Annotated in this window: 11 protein-coding genes; 6 read left to right on the top strand and 5 right to left on the bottom strand. The window is 70.2% G+C overall.

The features are described from left to right. The first annotated feature begins 34 nt into the window (after nt 1–34). Both EGX94_RS14020 and EGX94_RS03560 read left to right on the top strand, forming a co-directional pair. Nucleotides 35–613 carry an MFS transporter gene (locus tag EGX94_RS14020; RefSeq protein WP_021796966.1) on the top strand — a complete coding sequence of 193 codons (579 nt, stop codon included), beginning with the start codon at nt 35–37 and terminating at the stop codon, nt 611–613. Further along, on the top strand, nt 516–1,433 hold the full coding sequence (locus EGX94_RS03560; protein ID WP_081707333.1) for an MFS transporter: 918 nt from the start codon (nt 516–518) through the stop codon (nt 1,431–1,433). The genes EGX94_RS14020 and EGX94_RS03560 overlap by 98 nt, the downstream gene beginning before the upstream one ends. A gap of 451 nt (nt 1,434–1,884) precedes the next feature. Here the strand turns inward: EGX94_RS03560 and EGX94_RS03555 are convergent, their stop codons facing one another. The 4 genes from EGX94_RS03555 to EGX94_RS03540 form a co-directional block, all read right to left on the bottom strand. Next, nucleotides 1,885–2,952: an IS630 family transposase gene (locus EGX94_RS03555; RefSeq protein ID WP_081707332.1), complete on the bottom strand. Its 1,068-nt coding sequence runs from the start codon at nt 2,950–2,952 to the stop codon at nt 1,885–1,887. 1,536 nt (nt 2,953–4,488) lie between these two features. Continuing rightward, nucleotides 4,489–5,181 (bottom strand): hypothetical protein, encoded by a 693-nt coding sequence (locus EGX94_RS03550; protein ID WP_123825903.1) that lies wholly within the window; start codon nt 5,179–5,181, stop codon nt 4,489–4,491. A 212-nt stretch (nt 5,182–5,393) separates the two neighbouring features. Continuing rightward, on the bottom strand, nt 5,394–5,837 hold the full coding sequence (locus EGX94_RS03545) for a hypothetical protein (protein WP_123825777.1): 444 nt from the start codon (nt 5,835–5,837) through the stop codon (nt 5,394–5,396). 887 nt (nt 5,838–6,724) lie between these two features. After that, on the bottom strand, nt 6,725–6,922 hold the full coding sequence (locus tag EGX94_RS03540; RefSeq protein ID WP_051383757.1) for a PIN domain-containing protein: 198 nt from the start codon (nt 6,920–6,922) through the stop codon (nt 6,725–6,727). A gap of 697 nt (nt 6,923–7,619) precedes the next feature. Between EGX94_RS03540 and EGX94_RS03535 the strand changes: the two genes are divergently transcribed. The 4 genes from EGX94_RS03535 to EGX94_RS03520 all read left to right on the top strand — a co-directional run bounded on the left by EGX94_RS03535 (nt 7,620) and on the right by EGX94_RS03520 (nt 14,108). Continuing rightward, the gene (locus EGX94_RS03535; protein ID WP_051383758.1) at nt 7,620–9,638 is read left to right on the top strand and encodes an acyltransferase family protein; all 2,019 of its coding nucleotides are present in this window, start codon (nt 7,620–7,622) and stop codon (nt 9,636–9,638) included. Nucleotides 9,639–9,797: 159 nt separating this feature from the next. Further along, entirely contained in the window at nt 9,798–11,855 is a 2,058-nt protein-coding gene (locus EGX94_RS03530; RefSeq protein WP_081707348.1) for an acyltransferase family protein, read from the top strand. Between the two features lie 355 nt (nt 11,856–12,210). Beyond that, nucleotides 12,211–13,575 (top strand): branched-chain amino acid transport system II carrier protein, encoded by a 1,365-nt coding sequence (gene brnQ, locus EGX94_RS03525; protein WP_051383760.1) that lies wholly within the window; start codon nt 12,211–12,213, stop codon nt 13,573–13,575. Between the two features lie 176 nt (nt 13,576–13,751). Continuing rightward, nucleotides 13,752–14,108 (top strand): DUF1304 domain-containing protein, encoded by a 357-nt coding sequence (locus tag EGX94_RS03520; protein WP_028707281.1) that lies wholly within the window; start codon nt 13,752–13,754, stop codon nt 14,106–14,108. A gap of 81 nt (nt 14,109–14,189) precedes the next feature. On the opposite strand, the gene EGX94_RS03515 is transcribed toward EGX94_RS03520, so the two are convergent. Continuing rightward, on the bottom strand, nt 14,190–14,810 hold the full coding sequence (locus tag EGX94_RS03515; RefSeq protein ID WP_028707280.1) for a DJ-1/PfpI family protein: 621 nt from the start codon (nt 14,808–14,810) through the stop codon (nt 14,190–14,192). Nucleotides 14,811–14,924: the final 114 nt, after the last annotated feature.

The raw sequence follows: 14,924 nt of genomic DNA, 5'->3' as shown, positions 1-14,924 counted from the left end.
TGACCGCGGGACCGGGGGAGGATCGAGAAGGACCGTGCCGGAGTTCGAACGACGTCTCGACAAGCGTCTTGTCATCTCCATCGTCGCCGTCGGCGTCATGTCGTTCGCCGGTGTCGTCGTCGAGACCGCGATGAACATCGCCTTTCCCGCACTCATGCGCGAGTTCGGCGTGACGACGGCCGCCGTGCAGTGGGTCACCACCGGCTATCTGCTGGTGCTCTCGGCGATCATGCCGATCTCATCGTTCCTCATCCGCAGATTCCGCATCCGGACGCTCTTCGTCGTGGCCATGGTCGCCTTCCTCGTCGGCACGCTCGTGTGTGCGGCCGCCCCGCAGTTCGTCCTGCTCATCGTGGGGCGCGTCCTGCAGGGCCTCGGCACGGGCATCGCCCTGCCCCTCATGTTCACCATCGTGCTGCAGCAGGTGCCGCTGGCCCAGCTGGGCACCATGATGGGCGTCGCCACCCTCATCACCGCCATGGCCCCCCGTCGGTCCCTCGCTCGGAGGATTCCTCATCGGCGCCTTCGGCTGGCGCTCGATCTTCCTGGTACTGCTGCCCTTCCTCGTGCTCGCCCTCGTCCTCGGCGCCCTGACCATCCGTCAGTCTCGTGAGACCAGGAGGGTGCCCTTCAGTCCCGTCCAGTTCCTGCTCATGGCGGCCGGTTTCGTCGCGCTCGTCGTCGCCGCCAATGCCGCCTCGACGAGCGGCTGGACGAGCCCGAGGGTGCTCGGCCTGTTCGCTCTGGCCCTGATGCTCCTCGCCGGTTTCCTTCTGCTGTCGCGGCGCTCCGAGCGGCCCCTGCTTCACGTGCGCGTCTTCGCCGACCGCACCTACACGCTGAGCGTTCTCTACGTGGTGCTCATCCAGGCCGTCGTGCTGGCGCTGGGCTACCTCATCCCGTACTTCGCCCAGGTGGTCGGGTCGATGGGCTCCTTCGCGGCTGGCTGTCTGCTGCTGCCCGGGTGCATCATCGGCGCGGCCCTCACCCCGTTCGGCGGCAGGATCCTCGACCGCCTAGGGGCGATGCGTCCCATCCTCGCCGGTGCCGTCATCGAGGTGCTGGCTCTGGGGCTCTTCGCCGCCCTCGGCGCCCACGGCTCCGGAGTGCGGCTGGCGCTCATCTACCTGCTCATCCCGGTCTGTCAAGGGCTGTCCGTCTCGAACTCCATGACGAACGGGCTGCGCAGCCTGCCTGACGAGCTCCAGGCGGATGGCAATGCCGCGTTCAACACCATCCAGCAGCTCGGCGGAGCCATCGGCACCGCCGTGGCGGCCTCGCTCGTCAACGAGGCGCAGGCGGCCAGCCCCGCAGATCCGGTCGCCGGAACGACGGCGGGCGTCCAGACCTCGTTCTGGGTGCTGCTGGGCGCCGGTGTCATCGCATTCGCCGCGGCGCTGGGCGTCTTCGTGACGCCGCGTCGTCCCCGGTGAGGCGTCCGCATCCCTCGACGCGCGCAGCGACGTGCCGGTCGCATATGCCGCCAGGCGCGTCGCTTCTGCGCACTTGCACCCGGCTCGAGCTCGACGTGGTGACCATTGCTCATGGCCGCAGACATGTCGGTACGGCCCGGACGTAGGTCTGCAGGGGTCACGCTCGGCGCTGCGCGTCCCGATCAGTCATCCCAGTCGACGTCCACCGAGTAGTCCGCATACTGCGTGTTCGACACCACCGTCGCCACGTGCGCCACGTGCCGTCGCCACGTGCGCCACGTGCCGTCGCCACGTGCGCCGTGAGCAGGTTCTCGGCCTGCGTCCGTGCCCTGTCGATGAGGCCGTTGTCCTCGGCGATCTGCTCGGAGCTCGCCTCCTCGGAGGTGAGGAAGGCGGCAACGTCGTCCACCTTGATCTGGTTGACGATGTCGAAAGACTGGTTGTATGGCGGTCATGAAACAAGATCGTTTCTGGTTTCGCGGGGTGGGAGGTGTTCGAAGTCGTAGTCGAATGTTCGGCCGGTGATGTATGAGGCGAACGCGCCGAAGGTTTCTTCGGGGGTCTCGCGCTGGATGTTCGCGATGTTGTTCTTGGCCGTGTTCCAGACGTGCTCGACCGGGTTGTGGTCGGGCGCATACGGTGGCAGATGAATCGGGGTGATGCGTTCCAGCAGCCGGCCGGGCTCGTAGAGACCGGTCAGCATCTTGGCGTGGTGGAACCGGGCGTTGTCGAGGACGACCGCGATCTTCTCGGTGTCGGTTTCGCGTTGAAGTCGGTCCAGCGCGAGGATTGTCTGCTCGGTGTTCTGGTTCCCCTCGATCGGATACAACTTGACCTTCTTGCTGGTCAACGAGAGAGCACCGAAGAACGACTGGGACGTCTTCTTCCGGTCCACGGACAGTTTGGTGCGCTGTCCTTTCGGGGGCTGCATGCGGCGGGTCTCGGCCTCATGCTCCAGGCGCACCTCGTCTGCCGCGTACACCTCCCAACCGGCGTCCAACAGGTCCTTGACCTGGGCTTTCACCTCGACCATGCGCTTGGTGACGGCCTGCTCGTCGCGGTGCTTGTCGAACGGGTCCGGCAGCTTGAAACTCAGCCCGCAGAACCGCAGGAGCAGCTGGTACGAAGAATCTGACTCGTACTCGACATCGAACAGGATCTTCACGACGTCACGTATCGCTGGGACGTCCCAGAACTCGGCATCAATCCCGGACTGTGAGGGCGGCTGGGCCAAGACGGCCTTGAGGTCTTCCTTCTGGGCACGGGTGAGTTTCGCCGCGTTCTGGTTCCCCGCATGCCCGGTCAGCACCGAGCACATCCTGCTGTCCCGCCAACCGGCCAGCCACTCCCGGATGGTTTTCACGCTGCGCTCAACCATTTCAGCGATGATGCTCACATCAACGCCTCGAGAAGCGTACAGGATCGCTTCTGCTTTCATCCGCACCAACACATAATTGTCCGCGCGCTTCTTCCACCTGATCAGGACGGCGGTTTCTTCCCCGGTGACCTCAACCTGCATGTCCCAATCATATCCGAAACAGCACAGGAAATCCACGAAAAATACGGTTTCGTTTCATGACGGCCATAGGTCGTGATGTGGAGTGATGTGGGTTTTTCAGGTAGTGGTTGATGGTTGGTCTCGGGCTGCTGCCTTGTGTTGTTGTCTCCATTCTGTGTCGGCTTGGTCGGGGGTCCGGTGGTCGATCGCCGAGTGGAGACGCTCGTGATCGCATCGTGACCCGGTCCGGGCTGTCACGTCCCGGATCGCATGGTCCCGGGCCGAGTGGACCCCACGGTTCACGAGTTCCTTCCCCGAGACCGCGGTGAACGATTCGGCGGCGGCAGTGCCACAGCAGCTGCCGGCCCGCCCGACGGACGGGAGGACCCCGCGGCCGGCCATGAATCCCGTGCATCCGGCCGACGTGCATCGAGCCCCCCGATCCGAGTGGAGGACCCTGAACACCACGGATCGGTGGACGGGCCCGGCACGGCCACGGCCGAGGCCCCGGCGACGAGCCCGGCGCGCATGCGACCGGCGATCGCGCCCCCGACGACCCCTCCCCCGGGGAGCAATCCACGACGACCGCCGGGTGGGCGGATCCCCGCCGGGCCGGACCATGCGCGATGCCGCCCACCCGTCTCATCCCGGGCGCGGCGGCGACGACGCCCCGGCCAGCCGGCCCGGCCGGCCCGGAAGATCCGGCGCCGGCACGATCCGTCCCGGCCCGTCCCCGAGGCCGACGGGCAACCGGACCCGCCGCCACCACGATCCCGCGGACCACGCCGAGCGAGAGGCCTCGACGCCGCCTCGGGCCGGCCCCGCGCGGACCCGGCGGCAACCGGTGGGCCCGTTCAGAGACTCGTCGAAGAACCCGACGATGACGGCCGCCGGGTCCTCCCCCGCCGGGCCGTCGAGGACCCGGGACGGCTCCGCCGGGCGCAGCAGCCGGACCCGGATACCTCCACCCACCGGCACACGGACCGGACGGGGCGGTCGCCTCCTCCGCGGCGGATGCGGCGGCGTCCCACGCCCACCCGGACCCCCGGGCGAAGAAGACCACCGCTCCCTCCAGGAACCCGTTCCCCACGCGGGCCTCCCGGAGCCCCGCCCTCAGACGTCCGATCCCGGCGTGCCCTTCCGCGGTCACGGCATCAGCGCCGAGACCGGGGTACTCCCTCCGCCATCCTGCGACCCGGCCCCCGACCGCCCGCGCCACAAGACCGTACGATCCGGCCACCCCGGCCACCGGCCCGGACCCCCGGGACGATCCCGAGAACGACCCGCCCCTCAAACCCCGCACCGCATCCCGGCACCGACACGACCCAACCCCACCTCACGATCACTTCCACCCACCGCCCGAAAAACACCAACCACTCCATTCTTCTGTCCGGTATCTCCCAGAGACTCGTCCACAGGGGTTGGATCATGATCGTCGTTCCTGGTCGCAGTGTCATCCGCGGGCACCGTGAGCAGGCCTCGAGGCGTCGGGTGGGGTCGCCCGGCTGGAGCTGCGGGGGGCCCCGCGCATGGTCCCGGTCCGTGTGCTCTCGGGTGTCATCGGTCCGGTTCGGTGAGGACGGAGACGAGCTCGATGACGGTGACGGCACGAGCACCGGCGGGCCGGGTGACGGTGTCGGTCCCGGACCGGCCGGCGGCAGACCACGTGATCTCCCATGTACGGGTCGCTGTGACCGTGTACTCGCCGGTGTGTTCCCAGGCGTGCCCGCAGTACGGGGACGGGGCATTGACCCCGTCCGGGTTGCGGTACGGGACCGTACGGCGACAGGCCTGACGGCGGCCGTCGCCGGTGTCCACGGTGAGGATGCCGGGTGTGGCGGTGATGTCGATGGTCAGGCCATCGGCGGTGGCACTGGTGCGGAGAACACCCGGGTCGGGGGCGTGGAACCAGGTGTGGAACCCCACAGCGGTGGCGCCCCACTCGTTGGCGGCGGGGTCCGGGTCGAGAAGAAGGCCCGGCTCGGTCAGGGTGAGCGAGGCGACCGCCCGGCGGGCGGCCTCGGCCGGGTCCACGGCCGGGCCGGCGGCCGGGGCGCCACCGGCTGGGGCGTCCGGGCCGGTGGTGCGGAAGACCGGGTAGAGGCAGCTGGTCGTGACGGCCGGGTCGGGATCGGCCACGAGCCGGCGGCACTCCTCGACACGATCATCCCCACCGCCCCCGGAGCCGGCCGGGGCCCAGTCCCCGGCCGCCGCCGGGGCCCACTGCCCGCCCGGCCCCTCGGAGACCACCGGAACGAACCCACCGGCACCGGCGGCATCACCGGCAGACCGATAAGCATCCGACGCCGACACCGAATAATCAGAACCAGAATCAGACGTCGACACAGAACCATCGAACCTGGATCGCGTGTCGTCAGAACATGAGGTAGAATCACACCCGTAGGTGATGGCGGGAAACACGACGTGGGCGAGACTGCACCCCGCTAAAATGATGCTGAAAGTCAGTTTTCTTCGCATGAATCAGTCGTTCCTTCGTTGCTGGAGTAGATCTTTAGTTTGCCGTCGACATCATATTTAAAAAACACTCTGCTCAAGTCGTATCCGCCGGCCACGAAATTCCCGTCGGCGTCGACGAGGGGACTCGCCGTGGAGTCGATGCACACGCTCAGGGAGACGAGGGAATCCGAGGGCGGGTCATCGGGCACCTGCTCCAGGACCGTGTACTGCGACCGCGTCCCTTCCTGCATCCGCACACGACGCTCGGCCATCTGGGCGAGGACCGTGTTCTCCGACTTCGCGTACCAACCCATGATGTACTGGTTCATCTCGACGGGGACACCATTGACCCCGCCCTCGAGAAAAGCCCGCTGCTCCAACTCGAAATACGCCCGGTAGACCCGCTCGGCCTCCGCGTACAACTCGTCCTGGGACAACGACGCCGACACCGACACAGACGACGCCGACGACGCCGGGCCGGCAGACCCCTGTCGGCCGCACGCCGACACCACGACCACCGCGCAGAACACACCCAGGACCACAGCCCGGCACCATCGCCGACTCACGGAACAACCTCCACAGGGGGCGGGAAGCACACGACACCGCCATCGTCCCATGCCCGCCCCACCACCGGAAGACCTGTGGAAAACCCCACCGCCCACCAGCCGACCACCCCCGCAGACCCAACCGAACCCGACAACCAGCCTGGAGTGATGCTGCGTCCCGGGTTTGGTGGGGGCAGTGAATGCATGGAGGGGTCACTGTCATGGGTGCGCCCGAGGAAGTGTCCCGCCGGGTTGCGTGGGCGGGCCACGAGGATGGCCGTGCAGGCCCGTCGGGATCCTGACGGGCCCAAGGGGGCGGTCAAGAGGGTCGCCGATGAGCCGGGGGTCCATCCCGAGGCGCTGCGGGCCCGGGTCAGGAGGGCCGAGATCGACGCCGGTGGGAGGGCCGGGACCACCACGGCCGATGCCCCGGGCGCATCCGGGCCCTGGAGGCCGGGAACCGCGGGCTGGGGCGGGCCGACGAGATCCTGCGCAAGACGAGCGCGTGTTCCGGCCCGGGCGGAGCCAGGCCGCCGGTAGGGGTCATCGACTCCTCCATCCATGACAGCAGAGCGGATCCCCGGGCCTGGCCGATCCGCGAGCCGCTGACCGGCGCCGGGGTCAGGATCGCCCCGTCCGCCTTCCACGCGGCCCGGTCCCGCCCGCCGTCGGCCAGGAGCGTGCGCGACGAGACCCTCAAGACCGGGACCGCAGGGATCCACGAGGCGCAACACGCCGTGAACCCGGCGCGCGGCCCACGTCCGCCCCGGGGTGACTGAATGGTGGTCGCGTCACGCCGGGGCGACGATGCGGAGGCCTGCCGCCTCTGCTGCGCGAGTGAGTCCGATGTCGTACGTCACGATCTCGTCGACGCCGAGTCGGAGCGCCGTGGCGAGGTGGATCGCGTCGGCGGAGCGCAGCGGTGCCTGCGTGCCCGCTGCGAGCAGGTCCCCGCGCGTGACGTCGACGAGGATGATCGTGTCGAGCACGGCGGTGATGGCGGATGCGCCGATCAGTGCTGGGTTCCGCCCGGCTGCGCAGTGCAAGTTCGGCGTGCAGTCGCCGGACGCGGGAGGAGGATGCTCCAGAGCGTCCACCGAAGACGCACTGCGTTGAGCCCTGTCGCCGAGCGCAAGGAGAGCGGGGGTGCGGTGTGCGGTGTGCAGCCTGGCCCCGCGCCCCTGTCGCCGAGCGGTGGAGGACGGGCATGGCGACACCGGGATCGTCCACGGGCCGAAGCTCTGCCTCTCCCCCTCGTGGTGGGTGGGCTGCGGGGGAGTCGGGCCGCCCCTCGCGCGTCCGCGAACCGCCTCCGACATGGTGATCGGCCGGGGCCGGTGGTGCGTGCTCTTCTCCGCGTCCGCGGATCGCCTGGGTCCGGGCGATCCGGATCCCGCTGCAGGTTCACGCCCGGCCCCGCACGTCTGCTGCGCGTCCGACGTCGCGACCCGGCCGGCGCAGACCCGTCGTCCTGCTCCGCGCGCCCACTCCGCGCGTCCGCGAACCGCCTGCGGTCGAGCCGGCGGCGGTGCGTCCGCTAGAGTCGGGGGAGCATCCGGGAGCGGCGTCACCCCCTGAAGCGCCGCGCGGTCGCCCGCGGGCGGCCGTATCCGGCCCCGAGAGATTGGTGTCTGAGTGGTCCGCAGTTCTGTCACCCTGCTCGTGGGCGCGCTCCCGGAGGCACCCGTGCAGAACAGCGCCACGAGGCCCCGCCGTCGCGACATCCAGGGGCTGCGGGCCGTGTGCATGATGCAGGTGCTGGCCTACCACGCCTGGCGCATCGGCTCTCCCATCGGAGTGGACGCCTTCATCATGATCTCCGCGTACCTCATGACGGGCTCGTTCGTGCGGCGCACGGAGGCCGGGCGCATGCCCTTCTTCGCCGAGCGCTGGGCCCACACCTTCAAGCGTCTGCTGCCCCCGCTGGTGACAACGGTCCTCGCGACCATCGTGGCGTCCATGGTGATCCTGCCGCGCACCCGCTGGAACGAGCTCATCACGCAGGGCGTCGCCTCGGTGACCTACTGGCAGAACTGGCGGCTCGCCGTCGTGAGCGCCGACTACTTCGCCGCCAACCGCGGCGCCGCCTCGCCCCTGCAGCACCTGTGGTCGATGTCGATGCAGGGTCAGGTCTTCCTGGCCTGGCCGCTGCTCATGACCTGCTGCGTGTTGCTGGCCGGGGCGCTGCACATCAGGCCGCGCCCGGTGATCCTCGCTGCATTCGCCGCGCTCACGGCTGTCTCGCTGCACTGGCTCGTCGCCGACGCGCCCGCCGGCCGCACGGTCTACTTCGACACCCGCGCCCGCCTCTGGGAGTTCGCGCTCGGCTCGGCCATCGCCGCCGCCGCGCCGTGGATCAGGCCCCGCGGCAACCTGGCGCGCGTCCTGTCGCTGGCCGGCTTCATGGTGCTCGTCGTCTACTGCGTCGAACCCATCGGCCACTACCCGGGGCCCATGGCCGCGGCGCCGATGCTCGCGGTGAGCGCGATCCTGCTCGCCGAAGTGCCCCCGGTGCCGGGCAGTGTCCAGCGGCTCCTGTCGTGGCGCCCCTTGGCGGCGCTCGGCGACATGTCGTACTGCGTCTACCTGATCCACTGGCCCGTCTTCGTGCTGACGATGTCCGTCCTCAGGCGCACCCAGCTCGGCACCGGGCGGGCGCTCGGGGCGATCGCGCTGTCCCTCGTCCTGGCCTGGCTCATGCGCCGCTACGTCGATCGCCCGGCCCAGGACCGGCCCACCGGCGACCGGCTCGCCGTGAGGAAGGGCCTCATCGTCGCCGTCGCCCTGGCCCTCGGCCTCGGCCCTCTGTACGGAACCCGCGCCGTGCTCGACAACCGGCGGGCCGTCGAGCGCGCCACGGTCATGGACGCCTCCGGCGACCCCCGCTTCCCCGGCCCGACCGCATTGAGCACGGCCGAACCCGTGGACTACACGACCTCGCCCATCCCCGGGCCGCTCACCCTGCACGACGACTGGGTGCCGTCCTTCCCCGAGGCCTGCCCGTCCGACCACGACGCGCTCCTGGCCGGGACCAAGACCAACTGCGCGGTCCTGCCCGGAGCCGACGCGGACTCGCCGAGGGTGGTCGTCGTCGGCGACTCGCACGCCCAGCAGACGATCGTCCCGCTGGCGGCCGAGCTCGCCTCCCGCCACGGCTGGCAGGTCACCGAGTACCTGACCGGCTCGTGCGCCTTCGGCATCTGGGACGCCTACCGAGCGTCCTGCGTGCAGCGCAACGAGGCCGTCCTTGACCTGCTCACCGACGATCCGCCCGACATCGTCATGCTCCAGTCCACCGAGACGATGCAGGACCATTCGGACGAGATCCAGCGCCCCGGAGTCCAGGCCGCCATCGAGTACCTCACCTCCCTCGGGGTCACCGTCGTCGGTGTGCGCGACAACCCGCGTTCGGCCGACGACCTGTACGAGTGCTCCAACCGCCGCCCCGCCGACACCGTCGCCGGCGGCTGCTCCTTCAGCCAGCGTCAGTACCTCGCCGAGTTCGACCCGGCCGAGGAGTTCACCTCGATCCCGGGCTTCATCGAGATCGACCCGACCGATCTGTACTGCTACGAGGACGAGTGCTACACGATCATCGGCAACGTCTACGTCTACATGGACAACAACCACATCACCGGCACCTACTCGCGGGCCATGGCGCCCGAGCTCGCCGATCGGGTCGATGCGTTCCTCCAGCCGGCCTGAGCCACGGTGCCGCGCGTCGTGACCACCGGTTGTCGGGGGCGGACCGGGCTCTCCGCTACATTGTGCTTCCAGCCGGGCGATCGTCCCGGACCCGCCACCTGCGGGCCCGGCGCACCCGGGAGGACCTGGCGATGACCGAGCGAGTGGGTGCGGCGGACGATGAGCTCTGATGACAACGCCGGCCGCAGAGCGTCCCCGGGCGCCCCAGCCGGGGACGGCGGGCGTCACCGCAAGGACATCCAGGGGCTGCGGGCCGTGTGCATGATGCAGGTGCTGGCCTACCACGCCTGGCGCGTCGGCTCTCCCGTCGGGGTGGACGCCTTCATCATGATCTCGGCCTATCTCATGACGGGCTCGTTCGTGCGGCGCACGGAGGCCGGGCGCATGCCCTTCTTCGCCGAGCGCTGGGCGAACACCTTCAAACGCCTCCTGCCGCCGCTCGTCGTGACCGTCCTGGCCACCCTCGGCGCCTCCGCGCTGATCCTTCCCCAGACCCGTTGGGACGAGCTCATCACGCAGGGCGTCGCCTCGGTGACCTACTGGCAGAACTGGCGGCTCGCCGTCGTGAGCGCCGACTACTTCGCGGCCGACCGGGGAGTCGCCTCGCCGCTGCAGCACCTGTGGTCGATGTCGATGCAGGGTCAGGTCTTCCTGGCCTGGCCGCTGCTCATGACCTGCTGCGTGTTGCTGGCCGGGGCGCTGCACGTGAGACCCCGGAGGATCGTCGCGGGGGCGTTCGCCGTGCTTGCGGCCGCATCGCTGTGGTGGCTCCTGGCGTCCGCGCCGGACGACCCGACCGTCTACTTCGACACCCGCGCCCGCCTCTGGGAGTTCGCGCTCGGCTCGGCCATCGCCGCCGCCGCGCCGTGGATCAGGCCCCGCGGGATCGCCGCCCGGGTACTGTCCTGGGCGGGGCTCGTCGCGCTCGTCGTCTACTGCGTCGTGCCGATCGGTCACTACCCGGGGCCCATGGCCGCGGCGCCGATGCTCGCGGTGAGTGCGATTCTGCTCGTCGAGGAGTCCCCGACCCCCGGCTCGGTCCAGCATCTGCTGTCGTGGCGCCCCCTGGCGGCGCTCGGCGACATGTCGTACTGCGTCTACCTGATCCACTGGCCCGTTGTCGTGCTCTTCCTGGCCCAGTCCGAGCGCGCGCAACTCGACGCGGGCAGCGGCGGTGCCCTCATCGCGGCCTCGCTGGCCCTCGCCTGGCTCATGACGCGGCTCGTCGACCGGCCGGTCCAGCGCTTCCCGAAGGGCGGCGGGCACGTCGTGCTCAAGAAGACCGCGCTCGTGCTCGTCGCGCTCGCCGTCGGCCTGCTCCCGCTGGCGGTCGCGGACAAGGCCTTCGACAACGAACGCGAGGCGCAGCGGGCCGCCGCCCGCAACAACGACGCCGACGACCCGGAGCACCCGGGCGCCGGGGCGGTCGCCGAGCAGGGCTGGCAGGACGGCTCCGCCGGGCCGATTCCCGGGCCGCTGGCGATCCACGAGAACTGGGTGCCCGATCTGCCCGGCCCCTGCCCGGCCGGGCAGCGCGAGCTCTTCGGCCGGACGAAGACGCTGTGCAGCTCGATGCCCGCGCCCGACGGGAACGGGCCGGCCGTCGTCGTCGTCGGCGACTCCCACGCCGAGCAGACGATCATCCCCACCGCCGAGCTGTTCGCCGAGCGCCACGGCCTCGGCGTGGCGCAGTACCTCATGGGGGGCTGCTCCTTCGGGCCGCCCGAGTACTACGAGGGCGACTGCCGGACCAGGAACGAGGTCGTCATGACGCTCCTCGACGAGGACCCGCCGGACCTCGTCATGCTCGACACGACGGTGTCCGCGCCCGACTTCCCGTCCGAGGGGCTGCGGCCCGGCGTGGCCGAACTCGTCGAGCACCTGACATCGCTCGGCATCACCGTCGTCGGCTTCCGCGACAACCCGCGCTCGGTGCAGGACCTCTACGAGTGCTCGGACGACGCGACGCACGGCGGGTGCTCCTTCGCCCAGGGCGACCACCTGGCGCCGGTAGACCCCGCCGAGCAGCTGCTGACGATCCCCGGCTTCCACGAGATCGACCCCACCGACCTGTACTGCTCTGCGGGCACGTGCCGCACGATCATCGGCAACGTCCACGTCTACCTGGACGACAACCACATCTCGGGCTCCTACGCGCGCACGATGGCGCCGATCCTCGTCGACCGGATCGAGTCGCTGCTCGAGCTGAAGGTGTGAGGCCGGCGGACGGAAGGTGTGAGATCGCCGGGCGCGCCCGGCCCGCGGCATGGAGGGCCTCGGACGAACGACGTCGACGGTGACGACGTCAGCCCGGGACGGGGGCGACAACACCCCGGGACCATTCGTGCGACAGGGACGGCGAGTCATGCCGGGCCCGGCGACCGTGACCCCTTCCAACGGGGCCACCAACAAGGCAACGGGAGTGAGCGCGGCGAGACAGCCGTCCTCGAGATCGACGAACGACGCCCGCCCGAACCGGAGCGGCGAGGCCGCCGAATGCGCCGGTTTCGGCTCACCGGGTGGTCGCGCCTACCCTTTACGGGTTCACGCCGACGAGCTCGAGGAGAATCCCGTGCCGACCAAGTCCGGCCCCGCAGGTCGCGTCCTGACCACTGGACTCATGCTGTTCGCCCTGTTCTTCGGGGCGGGCAACCTCATCTTCCCGCCGGCGCTCGGCGCCTCGGCCGGCTCGAGGCTCGTCCCGGTCGTCCTCGGCTTCCTCGCCACAGGCGTCCTCATGCCGCTCGTCGGCGTCATCGCCGTGTCGACCTCGGGCGAGGGCATCACCGGCATCGCGGGGCGCGTCGGCCCGCGCTTCGGCGTCCTCATGCCGCTGGCTGTGAACCTGTCGATCGGGCCCCTCTACGCGGTTCCGCGGGTCGCCACCGTCTCGTACGAGCTGGCCACCCGGCCCGTCCTCGCGCTCCTCGGCCTGCCGACCGGCCGTCCGGCGCTGGCCGTCCACGTGCTCGTCTTCTTCGCCGTGTCGGTGCTGCTGGCGCTCAGGCCGTCCCGGATGGCCGACCGCGTCGGCGGTTGGCTGACGCCCGCCCTGCTCGTGCTCATCGCCGTGCTGTGCACCGTCGTGCTCATCGGCATGCCCGTGCAGGGCCGCACCGCCGTCGGCGAGTACGCCGCCCGCCCGTTCGCCACCGGCCTGACCCGCGGCTACATGACGATGGACATGCTCGCCGCGACCGTCTTCGGCATCGTCGTCATGACCTCGCTGAGATCGCAGGGCATCACGACGCGGCGCTCGATCATGAGGGCGACGTGTTGGTCCGGCATCATCGCCGCCCTGCTGCTCGCCGTCGTCTACGTGGGGCTGGCGCTGCTCGGGACGCGCGCCGTCGGCGACGCCGGCGACGGCACCGCTCTGCTGCGCAGCGCCGCCGCCTCCTCGCTCGGCACGGCGGGGGTCGTCGTCTTCGCCGCCATCGTGCTGCTGGCCTGCCTGACGACCTCCGTCGGCCTGCTCAGCGCGTGGGGCCAGTTCTCGAACGACCTGTGGCCGAGGGTGAGCTTCACCCGCGAGGTGCTGGCCGCCGCCCTCGTCTCGCTCGTCCTGGCCAACCTCGGGCTGGCGGCGATCCTCACGGTCGTCTCCCCGCTGACCCTGCTGCTCTACCCGATCACCATCACCCTGGTCCTCGTGACGCTCGTCGATGTCGTCGCACCGGGACATCTGCGCGCCGCCTACCGGTGGGGCGTCGTCTGCTCGACGGCGCTCGGCCTCGTCTCAGCCCTGTCCGACCTCGGCTGGACCGCGCCGAGCAGGCTGCTCGCCCGCACCGGCCTCTGGAACGACCAGACCGGGTGGATCCTGCCGACCGCCGTCTTCGCGGTGGTCGGCCTGGTCATCGACGTCGTCGCGGGGCGCTGGAGCATGCCGGTGGAGCAGGGCGGGCGGGGCGACCCCGCCGTCCACCGCCCCTGAGACGGGGGCGCGCCGGCGGGCGGCGGACCACGCGGGGGAGCGGGGCCGGTCCGATCGGCCGGGCCGGGCCGGCTCGGAATGGGCGGCGGCCCCGCGGCGTTGTACCCCGGGGGACGCGGTCGTGCGGCCGTTCCGTCAGAGAGGAAGCTCATGCTCGTCTCGGTTCGGTTCTCGCGGTGCTCGCGGCGCTGCTGCACGTCGTCATCTTCGCGATGGAGTCGTTGGCGTGGACGAGCGGGCGCACCCGTGCCACCTTCGGCATGAGCGAGGAGGAGGCGCTGGCCACCCGCGAGATGGCCTTCAACCAGGGCTTCTACAACCTCTTCCTGGCCGTCGTCACCGGGCTGGGCGTGGCTCTGTCGGCCTGCGGCGCGCACGGTGCCGGCGCGGCGCTCATGCTGGCGGGGGCGGGGTCGATGCTCGCCGCGGCCGTCGTGCTGTTCGCCGGCTCGCCCGACAAGCGCCCGGCGGCGCTCAAGCAGGGCGTGCTGCCGCTGCTGGCCGTCGTGTGCGTCGGGATCGCGTTCCTGTGAGAGCGGGGGAGGGGCGCGGTGCGGAACCGCGGGCCGACCCGGGCGGGGTGAAGGCGGCCGGGCCGCCTCCCTCTCCCGGAGCTATTCGGCTTCCAGAGCCCTCGTCATCCGCGTGAAATGCGCCGGGTCCGCCGTTCTGAAGTAGTCGAACCAGGCATCGAGCACGTCCTTGCCGTACAGCTCCAACTCCTCGAGGATCAGCTTGGCCCACAGGAGGGAGCCGGCCGAGCCCGCGGTGATGACGTTTCGGTCCGCGGTGGCGGGCGTTCCCTCGTACAGGTCATTGCCCCGGTACGCGGTGATCGCAGCGAGGAGTTCTGGTGCATTGCTCGTGTGTCTGCGGTTGTTGAGCAGACCCCTACTGGCGAGGCCGAGGGTGGCGCCGCATATTGCCGCGACGATTCCTCCCCCGGCCAGTACGGCTTCTGCAAGGTCGAGGGCGGCGTGCCTGTCCTCCGAGAGCCACGTGTCCCCGCCGATCAGGACGAACGCGTCGATGCCCTCCGCATCAGTCTCCGCGAGAGTCTCGTCGGGGATGATCCTCATTCCGCCCGCCGTGGTCACGGCATCGCGCGCATCAGCTGCGAAGCTCATGGTGCAAACTGGCGTCGGGGTCGCTCCTTGGAGCGAGACGCCATGCAGCAGATAGCCGTGCTCCCAGTCGGCCATGGTGTCCTGGACGTACATGCAGATGTGCTTCATCGAGCAGTCCTCCCCCTCCGTTCTCCTCGGACCGAGGCCCGAGGTCGACACCGACGGCCTTCTTCAGGTTCGCGCCGTCGGTTCTCCTCTTCGTCCCCACGGGTCGAGGAGCTT

The sequence above is a fragment of the Propionibacterium acidifaciens genome, assembly GCF_003798325.1.
Taxonomy (GTDB): Bacteria; Actinomycetota; Actinomycetes; order Propionibacteriales; family Propionibacteriaceae; genus Propionibacterium; species Propionibacterium acidifaciens.
The sequence above is the reverse complement of the archived record's forward strand: the minus strand, read 5'-3'. Positions and strand labels throughout refer to the sequence as shown.

What these genes read in the sequence shown, in the direction of transcription:
- EGX94_RS03555 (WP_081707332.1), bottom strand. Translation starts at nt 2,952, where the DNA reads ATGCAGGTTGAGGTCACCGGGGAAGAAACCGCCGTCCTGATCAGGTGG.
- EGX94_RS03530 (WP_081707348.1), top strand. Translation starts at nt 9,798, where the DNA reads ATGAGCTCTGATGACAACGCCGGCCGCAGAGCGTCCCCGGGCGCCCCA.
- EGX94_RS03515 (WP_028707280.1), bottom strand. Translation starts at nt 14,810, where the DNA reads ATGAAGCACATCTGCATGTACGTCCAGGACACCATGGCCGACTGGGAG.